Here is a 17,291-nt window from a genome sequence, read left to right as displayed (position 1 = left end):
CCTTAAAGGTGTTTCATTCGCGTCGATTTTGAAGCGCTTAATATCTTATATTACTCATAAATCATGCTTATGTATTCGGTCTCACCGGTTTTCTCTCACCAGCCCGAGGCCGTTTTGGACAAGCTTTCCTCTCTTTCCGGCTTCGTGCAGGCCGTCAAATTCGGCAGTTTTTCTGCGGCCGCGAAGCACCTCGGCATTTCCCAGCCCGCTGTAAGCCAGCAAGTCCGCGCGCTTGAAGACGAACTGGGTATCAGGCTTCTCAACCGGACAACGCGCCAACTCAGCCTGACCGAGGCCGGCGAACGATACTATGCCTATGCGCGGGATATCCTGGAACGTCTTGCCGAAGCCGACCGATCGGTTCAAAGCGAGGAAGCGCAAATGTCCGGCCCGCTGTCGGTGGGGCTGCCGCTGGGGTTTGCAGAAACGGTCCTTTCGGACTTCCTGATCCGCTTCAAGCTGGATCACCCCGGTATCTTGCTGGATGTGTCCCTGTCAGATCAGTTTGTCGATGTGATTCAGCAGCGTCTCGATGTGGCGATCCGCATGGGTGACATCGAAGACGACCGTCTTATTGTTCGACGGCTCGGGCTGGCGCAGCGATGCCTGGTTGCATCGCCCGACTATCTCGACAAACGAGGACGCCCCGCGCACCCTGACGACCTCAAGGACCACGACTATCTGCTTTACAAGAACATCTCGACCGGAACCCGGGTTCCGTTCATCAGCCCGGTCGGTGAGAAGCTCTCAGTCAAGATTTCACCGACGATGCTGGTCAACAACTCCTCGACCCTGCGCCGCGCAGCGATGGCAGGTCTCGGTATCGCGCTTTCCAACCGCTGGCTGATAGACCCGTTTCTGCGCACAGGCGACCTGGAAGTCGTTCTGCCACAATGGCAATATCCGCCACACCCTGTGCATGCAGTCTATCCTTCCAACCGGTTCATCCCGCTGAAGGTACGCCGGTTTGTCGACAGCCTGTTCAGCTTTTTCGAAAAGGAAGGGGCTTTCCAGCACACCGGCCTTCATTCAGCCGAGGGCGTTGGCGGACAACAAAATGAACACACTCTCCTGCCGCAACCCACGACAGTGGCATGACAAGCGGCTCGGCCGTGATCGCCGGGCCGGCAGTCCCTACTCGGTATCGACCACCCAGGTTTCCTTGAGCGCGGCCTCTTCCCAGATCTTCCAGGCCGGTGTCGCCGTCATCGCTTCACTGTATTTGCGAACCACAGGATCGCTGGAAAGCTGATAGGTTTCAAGCCGGCTGACGACAGGCGCATACATGGCGTCGGCAATCGTAAAGTCACCGAAGAGGAACGGACCGCCGGAGGCTTCCAGGCATTCTTTCCAGATGGTCACGATCCGCGTGACGTCGTTTTTCACTGCCTCACTGACAGGCTTCGGCGCTGCGGGGCGCTGCATGTTCATCGAGCACTCGCTTCGAAGAGCAGAAAAACCGGAATGCATCTCTGCCGAGATAGACCGGGCCCAGGCGCGCTGCGCCTTGTCCTGCGGCCACAGGCCCTTGTCCGGAAAGCAGTCGGCCAGATATTCCAGGATCGCGAGACTGTCCCAGATCGTCAGGCTGCCGTCTTTGAGTACCGGCACCTTTCCTGTTGGCGAGAACGCTGCGAATTCCGGATTGCCATTCTCGAAATCAAAAGGAACCAGCGTTTCCCGGAACGGTATGTCCTTGTGCTTGAGGGCAATCCACGGCCTTAGCGACCAGGAGGAATAGTTCTTGTTGCCGATAAAAAGTTCATAGTCCGACATCTCATCGCCCTTTTCCGAACCCCGGCACAAATCTCCATGTGACACCGGGCAAACTTTTCCTAAGCGCAACGGCTTCGGGCATCAAATTCAATAAGTTCATGAAATTCATCAGGGTTTTTAATACCTCTCCCCGGCACAATTATTGCTTGCATATTGTACGATACCCGCAGCCAGAACGAGGATCTGATGTCGTCTGCTCTTTCGCCCGTGTCCAATGTGTCGCCGCAAACCTCCAAAACACCCCAAAAACAACCGAGCGAGACCGAAAACCGCTTCCTGCAGTTCCGGACCTTTCTGGCCGAACAATATCAAGACTGGCGGGAGCTTCCCGAAGAACAACGCATTCGGCACGAATATCTGGAAGAACACGGGCTGACCGAACTCAGCCTGGATAATCTTTCGCCCAGAAACCGAGCAATCCACGAAGAAAAGATTGCCGAGTTGACCAAGCAGCCGGTTGTGTCACCTACACCCTATCGAGGCGCAAAGGCGGGTGATGCGCTTTCCCGTCCGGTCATCACCCTGCAATCCGTCCTTGAGGTTTACGACGCCTCTCAGGAAGTTGAAGCTGCCGATGCGACAGCCGACTCGAAGGCCTGATGCCGCTCTGTGCCGGGTATTCGAACCCGATGCGTGCTTTTGAAGCCGCGACGACTGCCCGGCGGACGCGCCATGTTTCCACAATGGCTTGCCCCTTCCCCAACGATAAGCCGAAAAAATTGAGAATCCGGCTAAATCGCGCTGTGTTTTTTTCGCCTGTCTGCTTGAAATTTGACCCGAAGTGTATGGAATAGTGCGCTCGGGCAAGAAGGTGGGAAGAACCCGCTTGCGCCGCGAAGATAATATTAGGGGAACAAAATATGCGTGTTTTGCGTATGGCTGCTGCAGCAGTAGCAGTACTGGCTGCCGTGAGTGGCGCTGAGGCGAAAGACTGGTCGAAAGTGCGTATCGGCACCGAAGGCGCTTATCCTCCTTTCAACTCCCTGACCGCAGATGGCCAGCTGGTTGGCTTCGACGTCGATATTGCCAAGGCACTCTGCGAAGAAATGAAAGTCGAATGCGAATTCGTCACACAGGATTGGGACGGCATGATCCCTGCCCTGCAGGCAGGCAAATTCGATGCCGTGATCGCGTCCATGTCGATCACCGACGAGCGTAAGGAAAAGGTCGACTTTACCAACAAATACTACAACACCCCGCCGGCGATTGCCGTGCCGAAGGATTCCACTCTGAAGGGCACGTCGGACGAAGACCTCAAGGGTGTTACGCTTGGTGCTCAGTCCTCCACCACCCATTCCAACTACGCTGAGGAAAAACTGCCTTCCGCAGACCTGAAGCTCTACCCGACGCCGGACGAGTACAAGCTCGATGTTGCCAGCGGCCGTGTTGACGCAGTGATCGATGACGTTGTGGTTCTGTCCGATTGGCTGGCGACCGACGACGGCGCTTGCTGCAAGCTGCTTGGCACCCTGACGCCGGACCCGGTGATCAACGGCGAAGGCGCCGGTATTGCCATCCGCAAGGACGATGGCGAGTTGAAGGAAATGTTCAACAAGGCCATCGAAGGTATCCTGGCGAACGGCAAGTACAAGGAAATCAACGACAAGTACTTCACGTTCGACGTTTACGGCGGCTGATTAGCCTCTTGTCGAAAGATCATCGGTGCGGCGCCCTGTGTGCCGCACCGCCTGCAGGGAAAAATCCCGCAGTACGGCCGTAGGGGTGGCCGGAATAACAACAACAAACAGAAAGAAGCGCCGGCTTATGGACAAAGCTTTGACGCTACTCTCCTTCGGACCAGAGGGTTGGGGAGACGAGATTGCCTGGGGCGTGGTCGTGACCGTCTGCCTGGCGATCGTAACCTTGCCGTTCGGGTTGTTTCTGGGATTTCTGATTGCGCTCGCAAAAAAGTCATCAGAACCCAGCCTGCGACTGGCGGCCAACATCTACACCACCCTCTTTCGCGGCTTGCCGGAACTTCTGACCTTGTTCCTGGTCTATTTCGGCCTTCAGATCGCGGTACAGGTTTTGCTGAAGATGGCCGGCTTCGACTTTTATTTCGAAGTCAATTCGTTTATCGCCGGTGTCATCGCACTCTCGTTCGTCTTTTCTTCCTATACGTCCGAGGCGTTTCTTTCCGCCTTTCGCGGTATCCCGCAGGGGCAGTACGAGGGCGGATATGCGCTTGGTCTGTCGAAGGGCAAAACGCTTCGGCTGGTGGTTCTGCCTCAATTGATCCGGCTCGCACTTCCCGCACTGGGAAACAGCTGGCTAGTGCTTTTAAAAGACACTTCCCTCGTTTCCGTGATCGGGCTGTCGGACGTGATGCGCCAATCCGGGATCGCTGCGCGCGTAACCAAGGAACCCTTCATGTTCTTTGGTATCGCCTGCCTGATCTACCTCGTCCTGGCGATGATATCGTCCACCGGCCTCGTTCGCATTGAGCGTTGGAGCAAACGGGGAGAAGCAACGCGATGATCTCCGCCAACCCCGCAACCGGCCTGAAGCGACCGCCCGCGCCACCTCGCCGCTGGACCAAGACAAGAATATTTGGCCATGTCCTGATGGCGCTCTGGATCGTCTCGGGCGCTTGGCTGCTCTATTATCTGGCGATAAACATCGCCAGCCCGTTCGTGCTCAAGTATTGGCCCGAGTATCTCAGCGGTTTTTTTGTCACCCTACAAATCGTCGGTCTGTCCCTGCTGATTGGCGCGATTTTGAGCCTCCCTATCGCGGCTGCCAGGGCTTCGAAATGGTGGCTCCTATCAAAGCCCGCATACTGCTACGTCTACTTCTTCCGCGGCACGCCACTATTGGCGCAGACTTTCCTTGTCTACTACGGCGCAGGAACATTCCAGCCGCAGTTGGAGGCAATCGGTCTTTGGGGTCTCTTCAGGGAGGCCTGGTTCTGTGTAATCTTCGCATTTTCACTGAACACCTCTGCTTACCAGGCCGAGATACTGCGCGGCGCCATTCAAAATGTGTCGAGAGGCCAATGGGAAGGGGCGGCCGCCCTTGGCATCAACAAGAAGATTACCTTCTTCAAGATCATCCTGCCTCAGGCACTGATTGTCGCCCTGCGCCCTTACGGCAATGAGATCATCCTCATGCTGAAGGGGTCTGCCATCGCGGCAATCGTGACGGTGTTCGACCTCTTTGGAGAAACGAGACGGGCCTACTCGAGATCGTATGATTTCCAGGCCTATATCTGGGCAGCGGTTATCTATCTGTTCCTGGTGGAGATGCTGCGCCGGCTCTGGGACAGAATCGAAATCCGCCTGACGCGTCACCTGATCCGCTGAACCTGACATACGCCCTCGTTCAGTTTGGGCCGGGCTTTTCGAGCTTGGCCCAAATTGCTGCTGCAGGTCCCTTGTGCCTCTGTGCTTCAAGGCCGCACCAGCTTTTTCAAACTGCTTGTTTTCATTTGATTATTCTTTTCGCGCGCGATAACCCGATAGGGCACCCAATCACGGAGCCCTCCCATGCCGAAAACGCCCTCCATCGCCCATGGTCTTCACCTCGACAGCCTGCTTGCCCATGGCGGCGGTGGTTTTGATGCGGCAACGGGTGCCGTCGTGCCGCCGATCCAGACGGCGACCACTTTCGTGCGGGATGAAAGCTATGAGCTGATCAATCCGGGTCATATCTACAGCCGTGACGACAATGCGCTTTACAAGAAGACCGAAAAGCTGATTGCCGCTCTTGAAGGTGGTGAGGACAGTCGTCTGTTTGCCTCCGGCATGGCCGCTGTTGCGGCTGTCGCCCGCATCGTCAAGCCGGGTGGCACGCTGCTTGTTCAGTCAGGCATCTACTGGGGCACCACCCTGTTTCTGCGCAAACTCTGCGCACGCAACAAGATCGCTCTGGTGGAAGCCGATGCCAGTGATCTTCAGGCGTTTCAGGACGAGATGGCCGTGACACGCCCGGACCTGGTGTGGCTGGAAGTACCCAGCAACCCGTTCCTGAAAGTCGCCGATATCAAGAGCATTGCCAGCCAGTGCAAAGATGTGGACGCCGTGCTTGCCGTCGATGCCACGGCTGCGACCCCGCTGATCCTCAAGCCGCTGTCGCTCGGTGCCGATCTTGTGATGCATTCAGCCACCAAGGCGCTCAACGGTCATTCCGACCTCTTGGGCGGTGTCGTGACGACCAACGATGCCGGCAGCGAAGCCTGGGCCTTTCTGACCGAAGAGCGCAAACTGGCAGGTGCCGTTCTCGGCTCTTTCGAAACCTGGCTCTTGCTGCGGGGCATGAGAACGCTTGGGCTGCGCGTTGAGCGGATGAACAGCACGGCGCAGGCCTTTGCGGAGCATTTCGAGAAACATCCGAACGTGGAAGTCGTGCTGTATCCCGGCGTCGAAAGCCACCCGCACCATGAACTTGCAAAGAGCCAGATGACCGGTGGCTTCGGCTCACTGATGTCCATTCTGGTCAAGGGTGGCAAGAGTGAAGCGTTGAAGGTCACAGGTGCACTCGCCCTGTTCCAGCGGGCAACCTCCCTTGGCGGCACCGAAAGTCTCGTCGAACATCGCTACACCATTGAAGGCGAAGGCTCCGGAATTCCGGAAAACCTGTTGCGCCTGTCCATCGGCATCGAGAATTGCGACGATCTGATTGCGGACATGGATCAGGCCCTTGCCGCGACCTGATCTTATCTAATCGGAAAGCTGCTCGGCCCGCATGCTGCGCAGCCAGCTCATGAAGGCCTTGAGGGGCGGACGATTGACACCCGGGCGGGTCACCAGATGGTACCCGGTTCCGGGATAGACGCCGTCTTCGAACAGAACCCTGAGATTGCCGGCCTCGATTTCCGGTTCGACGAAGGTCTTGGCGGTGGCTGAAATGCCGTCGCCCCGCCGCAACCCTTCCAGCACCATGTAGCCCGGCAAATGGGTGATGTTCAGCTTGCCCTTGGGCACGACACCCTGGCGCTCCAGCCAGATGGTTAATTCATTGGTGCCGTATTCCTGTAGCCACGGAAACTCCAGAAGGTCTTCTGGACTTTCGATCTTCTTGTCGCCGATCAGGCAACTTGCACCGATGACCGCAAAATTCGTCGGGATGAAAAGTTCCGACTCAAGCCCTGTCCAATTGCCCTTGCCAAAGCGAATGGCAAGATCGACGCCGCCGGGCTTGAGTTCAACCACTTCAGCCGTCGGATTGAGCATCAGCTCGACATCCGGATGCTTGTGCCGGAAGTCGCTGATCCTCGGCATCAGCCAGCTTATGGCAAAGGACGGCGTCATGGTGATGTTGAGCGGGCGAACAAGGTCTTCCCGTGTCAGTTCATCGACCGTTTCGTGGATGATCTCGAAGCCTTCGCTCAACCCTTCGAACAGTTGCTTGCCTTCGGGCGTCAGCGCAATTCCCCTGCCCTCACGAACAATCAGTTTCAACCCCAGAAACTGCTCAAGAGCCTTGACCTGCTGACTGACGGCCGCGTGCGTGACGTTCAACTCTCGTCCTGCGGCCGAAAGACTGCAGGTCTCGGCAACAGCAGTAAAGGTTCTCAGACTGTTGAGGGATGGGAGTGATCGCCAATCCATATGTAATTTTTCCTTACATGTTAAAAATCTTCCTGACTGGCATTCAACACCATTACCAGCCACATTCCTCTCACACGCACAGCAAGAGGATGTAAGCACATGTTTGGTATTTACGCACGTAGCTTTCTGGAGGCAACCCGCTTTACCAGCAACACCCGCCCCGACGCGCGTACCCAGCAGCACCTGGACGCCCAGTCGAAAAAGCGGGAGCGCCATTTGCGGCTCTGGCAGCGAGCTCCCTACTGGATCTAAGCTGACAGCACGCGGCAAATAGCCTAAAACCATGATGAACCAGTTCAGTTAAAGGCCCGGCTCGTACCGGGCCTTCGCATGCGAAGGGAGCGTCGTCATGGCAAAGGTTGCATTCATAGGTCTGGGCGTCATGGGATATCCGATGGCGGGACACCTGAAAACCAAGGGCGGCCACGACGTCACAGTCTATAACCGGACCTCTGCGAAGGCCGAAAAATGGGTCTCCGAGTTTGGCGGGACCTTTGCCAAAACCCCCAAGGAAGCGGCTGAGGGCTGCGATTTTGTTTTTGCCTGCGTCGGGAATGACGACGACCTTCGCTCCGTCACGACCGGTGCGGATGGCGCCTTTCACGGCTTGAAGGAAGGCGCAATCTTCATCGACAACACCACCGCGTCCGCTGAAGTTGCCCGCGAGCTTTATGTAGCGGCCAGCGAAAAGGGGTGCGGCTTCATTGATGCGCCGGTTTCCGGTGGCCAGGCAGGCGCTGAAAACGGCGTTCTGACCGTGATGTGCGGCGGCGACCAGGACGCTTTCGACAAGGCCAAACCGGTCATCGAATGTTTCGCCAAGTTCGCCGGCCTGATGGGCGAAAGCGGCGCAGGGCAACTGACCAAGATGGTCAACCAGATCTGCATCGCCGGACTGGTACAGGGCCTTTCCGAAGCCATTCACTTCGCCAAGAAAGCGGATCTCGACGTTGCCAAGGTCATCTCCGCAATCAAGGGCGGCGCTGCCCAGTCCTGGCAGATGGAAAACCGTTGGGAGACCATGAATGACGGCAAGTTCGACTATGGCTTTGCGGTCGACTGGATGCGCAAGGATCTCGGCATCTGCCTGAAGACCGCCAATGAAACCGGCGCCCGCCTGCCCGTCACGGCGCTGGTCGATCAGTTTTACGCCGAGGTTCAGGCCATGGGTGGCAAGCGCTGGGATACCTCCAGCCTGATTGCCCGTCTGGAAAACGCCGACAAGTCATAGTTGGGCGCGTTCCATGCCCCGCTCTGCGGACCAAACCTTCACACTCGAAAGCGTATTGAACGATCTGCGTGACGCGGGAACTGAAGCGAACCGTGCCGGAATGGCGCGGTTCGGTATTGAAACCGACCGAGCCTTCGGCGTCCCACTTTCGGTGCTACGCCCTTTGGCCCGGTCGATTGGTGCGAGCCCGGACCTCGCCCGGGAGCTTTGGGCCAGCGGCTTTCACGAAGCCCGCCTGCTGGCCATTCTTCTGACACCACCCAGGCACCTCGCACCAGAACTTGCCCTTGAATGGCTGAACGACATCGACTCCTGGGATCTTTGCGATCAACTCACGAACGTCCTCGCCCGCCGGGCGGGGTCGAACGAGCTCGTTCCGGCACTTGCCGCCGACGAGCGCGAATTTGTCCGCCGAGCCGCCTTTGCCCTGATTGCCTGGCGCGCCGTTCATGCCAAAAAGGCTCCCGACAGCGAATTTCTGGACTACCTGCAGGTGATCCGCACCGCGGCCACGGACGAGAGGAATTTCGTCTGGAAAGCGGTGCACTGGGCCCTGCGCCAGATCGGCAAGCGCTCATTGCCTTTGCACGGCGCAGCTCTTGAGCTTGCCGAGGATCTGGCAGTGTCCGGAAACCGGACAGCACGCAAGGTCGGCGCTGCGGCCGTGCGTGAGCTTTCATCCGAAAAGGTGCTGAGCCGTCTGAACAAGGCGCAGGATGTCTAGCCAGTTGCCACCGGTGAGAGCTTAGCGGCAACCTCTACTGGCCAGTCGCTTCCTTTGCGATGGCATCCAGCAAGGCATTGACTTCGCCGATCGCCGCCTTGGAGGCCTCCGAGCCTGTCTCGTCCAGGTGACGGTATCCAACCGTTACACTACCGGGCTGGTCCGGGGTCTCGAAAACGAAAACCGAATAGGGGCAATAGGCGATGTTGGCCGCATCGGCTTCCATCACCTTGCGGGACAGGTTGGCCGAACAGAACAGCATGGTCTGGGCGTTGACGAAGATCTGCTTCTTGCCGCCGACGTCTTCGGACGTACGATCCAGCATATCGCCGATATGCGAGACATAGTCGATGACAAGACCGTGGTTGACGATGGCGTTTTCAAGATCGAAACGTACGTCGTCAAAGGCTGCCGACACCTGATAGGCGGTAACGCCTTCCGGCATGGTCTGGGCACTGACCTCCAACGTACCGCAAGCTGCGATACCAGCGAAGGCGATTGCGATCTGAAGCGGTTTTCTGAAATTGTCAAACATGCGACGTCCTCCCGAGCATGAAGGCCAGAATACTCCGCTCTTCATGCCCGCGCCATTGATACATCGCAAACTTTGAATATTTCCTCGGCTATCGCCGCCTCAGATGTCGACCTCGACGGTACCGATCGGATTCGAGCAACATGCCAGTATGAATCCGGCCTCGATATCCTCGTCGCTGATGCCGCCGGAGTGGACCATGTGCACATCCCCGGAAAGCTTCTTCACCTTGCAGGTGCCGCAGACACCGAACGTGCAGCCGGAGGGAATGTTGAGCCCTGCGTCCTTGGCAACCGCCAGCACCGTGTCGGTCTGCGAACACCAGGCCGACACCTCGGACCCTGCGAAGACAATCTGGGCCTGCACGTCGTCCTGTGGCACGACATCGTCGAATTCCGTGAGTTCGGCCTTGGTTTCGGCCGGAGCCTGAAAGCTTTCCTGGAAATAGTTTTCCATGTTGAAGCCGAGCGAATTCAGGATCTCGCGCACGGATTCCATGAAGCCTTCCGGGCCGCAGCAATAGACTTCGCGCTCCAGATAATCGTTGCACATCAAGCCCAGCATCAACTGGTTGAAGTGTCCGCGATATCCGGTCCAGACCTCGTAAGGCTCGGTGTCGGTGACCACGAAATGCAGTTGAAGGCCGTTGACGCGGCTCGCCATATATTCAAGTCGCTTGCGGAAAATCAGATCCACGGGCCGCTTTGCGCACTGGATAAAGCAAATGTCCGGATCCTCTCCGCGCTCGAACAGCGTTGTCGCCATGGACATCATGGGCGTGACACCGGAACCGGCGGAAATGAACAGATATTTGCTGTCCGGATTGCGTGGCAAATGGAACAGACCGGCCGGCCCATAGGCCTTGAGGCGCATGCCGGGCTTGAGGTTTTCCAGCATCCACTTCGTGCCGATGCTGTCTTGCTGAACCTTTACCGTCACCGAGATGTAGGCATTGGTCACAGGCGACGAGGAGATCGTATAGGTGCGCTGGATGTTTCCCCCCGGCACCGGCAGATCCAGCGTGATGAACTGACCGGCCCGAAAGAGAAAGGTTGCGCCGGACGGCGGACGGAAGGTGAAGGTCTTCACCCCCGGCGCCTCGGGCAGAACGCTGACGCATTCCAGAACTTCACTGTCGGACCAAACCGGCGTATCGCGTCCGGGCATCGGGATCATGGGTCTACTCCGCCGCAACGCGGAAACGGCCCATCAGACCGTTTTCCAGGGTTCGGGCATACCAGTCGACAAACTGGATGACGCCGCTTTCCTGAGCCGGTGAATAGGGCCCTGGCTCATAAGCCGGCGACTTGATGCCGATCTGGTTTTCCTCGACGATCTGCCGATCCTCGTCATTGGTGTGGATCCAGACCTCAGTCAGGCGCTTGAGATCGTAGTCGACCCCTTCCTGGGCGTCCTTGTGCACCAACCAGGTGGTTGTCACCTCGGTTTCCATGGGGCTGATCGGCAAAACGCGGAATGTCAGCACCTGATCGGACAGGAAATGGTTCCAGGTGTTGGGATAGTGGAAGAACAGGCAGGAGCCGGCATTGTCGAAAGGAACGGACCCTATCCTTTTGGAAACGGCCGCCTTGCCGTCCATCGTGTAGCTGACCGCATCGCCCAGGAACGGAATACGTACGAAACGCCATTGTTCGTTTGGCGAGATCAGGTATCTCGACGGAAGGCCCGCGTTTTCACAGCGTTCCACATGGGCCTTGCCGACGTTGGACGAGGTCGAATCGTCGCCGCCCACAAGGTTGGGATCATCCGGGAACGTTCGGCACAACGAAGGATGCGATCCGGAGCAGTGATAGCACTCGCGGTTGTTTTCCAGAACGAGCTTCCAGTTGCCCTGCTCGACGATGGTCGACTGGTGCGCAACCTTGAGGTTGGAAAGATCGTGGGGAGCGAGATAGCGTTCCGCCTGCTTTTGCAGTTCCGTGGTGTCGGGAGCAACCGCAGCAAGGCAGATGAACACCATTCCGGATACGGTCACGCAGTGCACGGTCTTCAGGCCGTGGTTTTCCGGCTTGAAATCAGGGCCCATCTCGCGCGCCCACAACAGCTTGCCGTCGAGTTCGTAGGTCCACTGGTGATAGGGGCAGACCAGCTTGGGAGCAGATCCCTTGGACGCAGCACAAATACGACTGCCGCGGTGACGGCAGGAGTTGTGGAAGGCGCGAATGACGCCATCTGCACCGCGCACGATGATGACGGAAAAATCGCCGATCTGAAGCGTGACGTAATTGCCGGTCTTCGGCAGTTCAGCCGACGCAACGGCGAAGATCCATTCCTTCTGCCAGATGTTTTTCAGATCCGCCTGGTAGACATCGGCATCCGTATAGAAAGCCTGAGGCAAAGAATACCCGGCGCGGCGGCCCATCAAAAGGGACAGAATTTCTGCATCGCTGAACATGGTGACACATCCTTAATGGCCGAGTCTCCCGGCCTTCTTTGCCCGGCACGTTAGGCGCACTCCCACCCTCCGCCATAGCGCAAAAGCGTCATTTGCTTATCCGTGTAAGACGTCGCCTAAATTTTCCGCGTGCAGTGCAGCATCATATCAAATGTCCTTGACCAAGCGTAACGCATCGTAGATCGCCGCGTGAGTGTTTCGAGCGGAGACTGCGTCGCCAATGCGGTAAAGCGCGAAAGCGCCTTCCGGGTTGGCGTCAAGCGGTTGCGGACGGCCGAAAATCAACGCTTCCTGCTGAACTGAACCAAGGTTTTTCGACAGCGGCTTCAGCTCGAAATAGAGTTCGTCCATCGGAATCGTACCGTGATTGACGACGATCTGGTCGAATTCCCGTTCTTCGGTGTGGCTAGAGTAGTCCGTGCCGACGACCGCTTTGATCATGTTGCCGGAGCGTTTTGCAGCTTTCAGGCGGTAGGTGACGGTGAAGCGAACATCCTTGTCCTGCAAGGCGCGCATATACGGCACCAGGTTCATGGCCATCACATCCGGGGCAAAGGATCTGTCCGGCGTCATGATCTCCACGTGGGCACCCGACTTTGCGATGATTTCGGCAGCCTGAAGTGCAGGATGATCGCCGGCATCATCGTAAACGAGAACGCGTTTGCCGGGCTTGACATCGCCCGCAATGATATCCCAGGCCGACACAACGAGATCATTGCCTTCACTCAGCACGTCCGTGTGTGGCAAACCGCCCGTCGCGACGATGACGACATCCGGCTTTTCCTCCGTGATATCATCTGCCTCGGCAAAAGTGTTGAAGCGGAACTTTACCCCTTTTGCCTGGCATTGCTCCATGCGCCAGTCGATGATCGAAATCATCTCCCGTCTGCGCTCGGACTGTGCGGTGAGCCGGATCTGACCACCAGCGTGCGGAGCTGCTTCGAGCACGGTCACATCGTGCCCGCGTTCGCCGGCGACACGCGCAGCTTCCATGCCGGCCGGACCTGCTCCGACGACAACCACCTTCTTTTTCGCGTCCGCAGGCGGGATTTCATGCGGCATGGTCAGTTCCCGGCCGGTTGCCGGGTTGTGAATGCAAAGCGCTTCGCCGCCCTGATAAATCCGGTCGAGACAATAGGTTGCCCCCACGCAGGGACGAATGTCCCCCTCCCGCTTTTCTGCGATCTTCTTGACGAGCATCGGGTCTGCCATATGGGCCCGTGTCATGCCCACCATGTCCAACAGGCCTTCGGCAATGGCATGACGAGCCGTTGCGACATCGGGGATCTTGGACGCGTGGAAGGTCGGCATGCCGATTTCCTTCTTGATGCGTCCGGCGAAATCCAGATGCGGTGCGTTGCGCATTCCCTGAACCGGAATCACATCGGTCAATCCCGGGTCGGTGTCGATATGTCCGCGAATGACATTCAGGAAGTCGATCTTTCCGGTCGCCTTCAGCCGCCGGGCAATTTCCAGCCCTTCGTCTTCGGTGATGCCGCCCTCCAGGGTTTCATCCGCGGTAAAACGAATCCCCAGGATGAAGTCATCACCGACCCTTTTTCGAATGGCGTCGATCACCTCGAGCGAAAACCGCATCCGGTTTTCGAGAGAACCTCCATAGGGGCCGTCCAGCGTGTTGGTGACCGGTGACCAGAACTGGTCCATCAGATGCCCGTAGGCTTCCAATTCGATGCCGTCCATCCCGCCCGTTTTCATCCGCTCTGCTGCATCAGCGTAGTCGGCGATGATGCGGGCGATATCCCAGTCTTCCGCCTTCTTGGGAAACGCCCGGTGAGCCGCTTCACGTTCGTGGCTGGCGGAAACCGCCGGCAACCAGTCCCCCTTGTTCCAGTGCGTACGGCGTCCAAGATGGGTTAGCTGGATCATGACGGCGCAGTCGTGTTCGTGACAGGCGTCCGTCATCCGCTTGATCCACGGCACCACCTCGTCCTTGTAGGCAAGGATGTTGTTGAAGACAGGGGGAGAGTTGCGCGACACCGCTGCGGAACCTGCCGTCATGGTCAGCGCGACACCAGCCTTTGCGCGAACCTCGTGATAGGCCCGATACCGATCCTTGGGCATGCCGTCTTCGGGATAGGCAGGCTCGTGCGAGGTGATCATGATCCGGTTTTTCAGCGTCAGATGCTTGAGCTGATAGGGCTGCAACAACGGATCTTTCGACATCTCTTCCCTCTCCAGGCGTTCCACCGGATCACCGGTTTCCTCAGGTTTATGCAGGTTAAGTCCCGTCGAACACCTTTGAACAGTCTGAAAAGCGACATAGGTGTCGTTTTTGTCGACATTGGTGTCAATTTCGATTGCCGGAGGAATGGCGCTTTGTTATCGCAAGCTGATGAGCGACCCATTGATGGAAAAGACATCTGGTTGGCGCGGCACCCGCGAGGTCTGGATAGAAGCTGCCTACCAGGCGCTGGTCGAGCACGGCATAGAAGCCGTCAAGGTGATGCCGCTGGCAGACAAGCTGGGCCTGTCGAGAACCAGTTTCTACGGTCATTTTTCAGACCGGAAAGACCTGCTCGACGCCCTGATCACCCAATGGCAATCGAAAAACACCGGCAATCTGGTCAAGCGGACCGAGGACTATGCGGAGACGATTACCGAAGCGCTCCTGAACCTCTTCGATTTGTGGCTGCTGCCGGAGCTGTTCGATTCCCGGCTGGAATTTGCCATGCGCAACTGGGCACACGCGGACATCAGCCTTACGCCCATGCTAGAAGAGGCCGACCGGGTGCGGATCGAAGCCTTCACAGCGATGTTCGAACGTTTCGGCTATGAACACACCTCTGCTAACGTGAGAGCCAACACCATGTATCTGACGCAGATCGGCTATATCTCGATCGTCAAGGACCGTCCGAACGAACCGCTTGGCCCCAGGCTTCAGCGCATGCCTCATTATATCGAGATCTTCACCGGCAAAACCGTGTCCGATTCCGAATTTGCGCGGTTCCTTGCACGCCATCCGCTGCCATCCGCCTAATCTTCTTAAATGAGGATGACCGCGTTCGAAGTTGATCCTATCCTGCCTCCTTGAAGGAAGGATCATGGCGACGTCGCAAGCCCCCACTCCACCGCCCAACTCGGCTCCGTCCGGCATAGATGCCGGGTTCTGGCGCCGAACCGCACCGGCAAGCTTGTGCAATCTTTTTACGGACATCGTCGGCTATGAAGAACGGCAACCCCGGACGAACCGGCAGGTTGAAACCGCGTCCTTGACCATTCCCCTCATCCTGAGTTTCGGCGATCCTTTTGAAATCGCACTCGGCCAGCGTCCGACGGCAGAAAACGCGCTTCCCAGCTTTCTGGCTGGGCTCAGCAGGTCACCGGCCTTTATTCAGTCGAACGGGCGGGCAAAAGTGTCTGCAGATCAATTTTACGCCCCTTGGGGCACGGCATTTCTTCCGGTTTCCCATGGACCTCCTGACAGACCGAATGCTGCCATTTGCCGATGTTGCCGAAGCCGATCTCTCCGAATTCGTCCGGCGACTTGAGGATATGACGGGCTGGGAGGCTCGCCTTGACCATGCCCTTGCCTTCGTCACGCAGCGCTTGCAGCAGGACGCGGCTCGGTTGACGCCCTCCGATCACGTTCTCGCAAGGCTCATGCAGACAGGAGGGCGCGCCTCGGTCCGAACTCTGGCGATGGAAATCGGTTGGAGCAGAAAACACCTTGCCGAAAAATTCCGAAAGGATATCGGCCTTCGGCCTAAAACAGCCGCACGCGTCATTCGGTTCGGCCAGGTGCTGAAACAGGTGCAAAACAGTCACGAAATCGATTGGGCGGGATTGGCTATCGATTGTGGCTACGCTGATCAGGCCCATCTCATTCGAGACTTTTCCGAGTTCTCCGGCAGCTCGCCGGAAGCCTGGCGCACACGGCTCCTCAATGGATCTGCCGGTGCGTGGTAGGTAACAAAACTTCAATCCAGCCAGAACGTGAAGAGGTATCTCCTTTGTCATCAAAGGAGGTACGTCATGTCTTACGAAGCAAGCAGAATTTATCCTGTTTTCCGGTTCGGCAATGCCAATGCGATGATCGCTTGGCTCAGCGACACTTTGGGGTTCATTGAACACGACGTTCACAGAGACGACCAGGGCGCCGTCGTGCATGGCGAACTGGCGTTCGGCTCGGCGTTGATCATGGTCGGCCAGGCCAGAGACGATGCCTTTGCCAAGATCATCGGCCAACCGGACAGCCCTTGCGGCAAGGCAATCTATCTGGCTGTGGAGGACGTCGACATGCTTTTTGATCGGGCCACCGCGGCTGGAGCAACGATCCTGGAAGGCCTGACCGACCGGGACTACGGCAGCCGGGAGTTCACCTGCAAGGACCCGGAAGGAAACATCTGGTGCATAGGAACATACTGGCCAAAGACCAAGACCTGACGAGGTCAGCGCGACGCTTGAGCTGGCAGGGCTCGGTGGCCGGAGCGGATGCTATTTCCGGCCAGGTCAATTGTCCCGATCAGGCTTAGGCTTTTCCGTTGCCACGTAGCTGAGTGGAAGCGCCGTGGTGTTCTTGATCTGCTCCATGGCAAAGGTGGTCGACACGTCAGAGATATCGATTCTGGCAATCAGCTTTTTGTAAAAGGCGTCGTAAGCCTCGATGTCCGGTACGGCGACACGCAGCAGATAGTCCACCTGCCCGGCCATCCGGTAGAATTCGACCACTTCGGGAAACTCGCGGATCACATCGGCAAATTTCTTCAGCCAGTCTTCGGAATGCTGGCTTGTGGTGATGGCAACGAACGCGGTTACCTTGGCATTGACCTTCGCCGGATCCAGCAATGCAACGCGGCCGGTAATCACCCCGTCTTCTTCCATCTTCTGGATGCGGCGCCAGCAAGGCGTGGTCGACAAACCGACCCTGCGGCCGATTTCGGCCACCGGCACGGTGCAATCTTCCTGGAGAATGGAGAGGATGCGACGGTCGATACGATCAATCATATGTTCAAGATCCGGCCTGGAGCCACAGACTTTCCCGACCGCGCAGACCGCACCAAGTTGGGAAATCATTTTCATTGAAGATAAAAACTCGTAACGGA

General features: G+C 57.5%; 19 protein-coding genes. 12 read left to right on the top strand and 7 right to left on the bottom strand.

What is annotated here, in order from left to right; translation table 11 throughout:
• The first annotated feature begins 114 nt into the window (after positions 1-114).
• The gene (locus SIAM614_RS12915) at positions 115-1,098 is read left to right on the top strand and encodes a LysR family transcriptional regulator (RefSeq protein ID WP_157139835.1); all 984 of its coding nucleotides are present in this window, start codon (positions 115-117) and stop codon (positions 1,096-1,098) included.
• A gap of 36 nt (positions 1,099-1,134) precedes the next feature.
• Here the strand turns inward: SIAM614_RS12915 and SIAM614_RS12910 are convergent, their stop codons facing one another.
• Positions 1,135-1,776 (bottom strand): glutathione S-transferase family protein, encoded by a 642-nt coding sequence (locus tag SIAM614_RS12910; RefSeq protein WP_040440147.1) that lies wholly within the window; start codon positions 1,774-1,776, stop codon positions 1,135-1,137.
• Positions 1,777-1,962: 186 nt separating this feature from the next.
• On the opposite strand from SIAM614_RS12910, the gene SIAM614_RS12905 reads away from it, so the two are divergent.
• From SIAM614_RS12905 to SIAM614_RS12885, 5 genes are all read left to right on the top strand, one after another.
• The gene (locus tag SIAM614_RS12905; RefSeq protein WP_157139834.1) at positions 1,963-2,376 is read left to right on the top strand and encodes a hypothetical protein; all 414 of its coding nucleotides are present in this window, start codon (positions 1,963-1,965) and stop codon (positions 2,374-2,376) included.
• A 260-nt stretch (positions 2,377-2,636) separates the two neighbouring features.
• Positions 2,637-3,413 (top strand): ABC transporter substrate-binding protein, encoded by a 777-nt coding sequence (locus SIAM614_RS12900; RefSeq protein ID WP_040440069.1) that lies wholly within the window; start codon positions 2,637-2,639, stop codon positions 3,411-3,413.
• A 127-nt stretch (positions 3,414-3,540) separates the two neighbouring features.
• Positions 3,541-4,254 (top strand): ABC transporter permease, encoded by a 714-nt coding sequence (locus SIAM614_RS12895; RefSeq protein WP_040440145.1) that lies wholly within the window; start codon positions 3,541-3,543, stop codon positions 4,252-4,254.
• On the top strand, positions 4,251-5,078 hold the full coding sequence (locus SIAM614_RS12890; protein WP_006935067.1) for an ABC transporter permease: 828 nt from the start codon (positions 4,251-4,253) through the stop codon (positions 5,076-5,078). The genes SIAM614_RS12895 and SIAM614_RS12890 overlap by 4 nt, the downstream gene beginning before the upstream one ends.
• Positions 5,079-5,261: 183 nt before the next feature.
• Positions 5,262-6,428 (top strand): trans-sulfuration enzyme family protein, encoded by a 1,167-nt coding sequence (locus tag SIAM614_RS12885; RefSeq protein WP_006935065.1) that lies wholly within the window; start codon positions 5,262-5,264, stop codon positions 6,426-6,428.
• Positions 6,429-6,434: 6 nt separating this feature from the next.
• Here the strand turns inward: SIAM614_RS12885 and SIAM614_RS12880 are convergent, their stop codons facing one another.
• A complete protein-coding gene (locus SIAM614_RS12880) occupies positions 6,435-7,325 on the bottom strand; it encodes a LysR substrate-binding domain-containing protein (protein ID WP_040440068.1) in 891 nt (296 codons plus the stop codon).
• A 99-nt stretch (positions 7,326-7,424) separates the two neighbouring features.
• On the opposite strand from SIAM614_RS12880, the gene SIAM614_RS32005 reads away from it, so the two are divergent.
• From SIAM614_RS32005 to SIAM614_RS12870, 3 genes are all read left to right on the top strand, one after another.
• Positions 7,425-7,577: a hypothetical protein gene (locus tag SIAM614_RS32005; protein WP_157139833.1), complete on the top strand. Its 153-nt coding sequence runs from the start codon at positions 7,425-7,427 to the stop codon at positions 7,575-7,577.
• 97 nt (positions 7,578-7,674) lie between these two features.
• Positions 7,675-8,556, top strand: coding sequence for an NAD(P)-dependent oxidoreductase (locus SIAM614_RS12875; protein WP_006935062.1), 882 nt, complete (start codon positions 7,675-7,677; stop codon positions 8,554-8,556).
• 13 nt (positions 8,557-8,569) lie between these two features.
• Positions 8,570-9,280, top strand: a complete 711-nt coding sequence (locus tag SIAM614_RS12870; protein ID WP_006935061.1) for a DNA alkylation repair protein — start codon at positions 8,570-8,572, stop codon at positions 9,278-9,280.
• Between the two features lie 34 nt (positions 9,281-9,314).
• On the opposite strand, the gene SIAM614_RS12865 is transcribed toward SIAM614_RS12870, so the two are convergent.
• The 4 genes from SIAM614_RS12865 to SIAM614_RS12850 form a co-directional block, all read right to left on the bottom strand.
• Positions 9,315-9,815, bottom strand: a complete 501-nt coding sequence (locus tag SIAM614_RS12865) for a DUF302 domain-containing protein (RefSeq protein ID WP_006935060.1) — start codon at positions 9,813-9,815, stop codon at positions 9,315-9,317.
• A 99-nt stretch (positions 9,816-9,914) separates the two neighbouring features.
• Positions 9,915-10,988, bottom strand: coding sequence for a hybrid-cluster NAD(P)-dependent oxidoreductase (locus SIAM614_RS12860; protein WP_006935059.1), 1,074 nt, complete (start codon positions 10,986-10,988; stop codon positions 9,915-9,917).
• A gap of 4 nt (positions 10,989-10,992) precedes the next feature.
• Positions 10,993-12,228: an aromatic ring-hydroxylating oxygenase subunit alpha gene (locus tag SIAM614_RS12855; RefSeq protein ID WP_006935058.1), complete on the bottom strand. Its 1,236-nt coding sequence runs from the start codon at positions 12,226-12,228 to the stop codon at positions 10,993-10,995.
• Between the two features lie 147 nt (positions 12,229-12,375).
• Positions 12,376-14,412, bottom strand: coding sequence for an NADH:flavin oxidoreductase (locus SIAM614_RS12850; protein WP_006935054.1), 2,037 nt, complete (start codon positions 14,410-14,412; stop codon positions 12,376-12,378).
• A gap of 145 nt (positions 14,413-14,557) precedes the next feature.
• Between SIAM614_RS12850 and SIAM614_RS12845 the strand changes: the two genes are divergently transcribed.
• The 3 genes from SIAM614_RS12845 (at position 14,558) to SIAM614_RS12835 (ending at position 16,632) form a co-directional block, all read left to right on the top strand.
• Positions 14,558-15,226 carry a TetR/AcrR family transcriptional regulator gene (locus tag SIAM614_RS12845; RefSeq protein ID WP_006935053.1) on the top strand — a complete coding sequence of 223 codons (669 nt, stop codon included), beginning with the start codon at positions 14,558-14,560 and terminating at the stop codon, positions 15,224-15,226.
• Positions 15,227-15,657: 431 nt separating this feature from the next.
• Positions 15,658-16,155: a helix-turn-helix domain-containing protein gene (locus tag SIAM614_RS33535; RefSeq protein WP_006935051.1), complete on the top strand. Its 498-nt coding sequence runs from the start codon at positions 15,658-15,660 to the stop codon at positions 16,153-16,155.
• A gap of 66 nt (positions 16,156-16,221) precedes the next feature.
• On the top strand, positions 16,222-16,632 hold the full coding sequence (locus tag SIAM614_RS12835; protein WP_006935050.1) for a VOC family protein: 411 nt from the start codon (positions 16,222-16,224) through the stop codon (positions 16,630-16,632).
• A 66-nt stretch (positions 16,633-16,698) separates the two neighbouring features.
• On the opposite strand, the gene SIAM614_RS12830 is transcribed toward SIAM614_RS12835, so the two are convergent.
• Positions 16,699-17,190, bottom strand: coding sequence for an Lrp/AsnC family transcriptional regulator (locus tag SIAM614_RS12830; RefSeq protein WP_208983979.1), 492 nt, complete (start codon positions 17,188-17,190; stop codon positions 16,699-16,701).
• Positions 17,191-17,291: the final 101 nt, after the last annotated feature.

This window comes from Roseibium aggregatum IAM 12614 (assembly GCF_000168975.1).
GTDB lineage: Bacteria > Pseudomonadota > Alphaproteobacteria > Rhizobiales > Stappiaceae > Roseibium > Roseibium aggregatum.
This window is presented reverse-complemented; position numbering and strand designations above follow the sequence as displayed.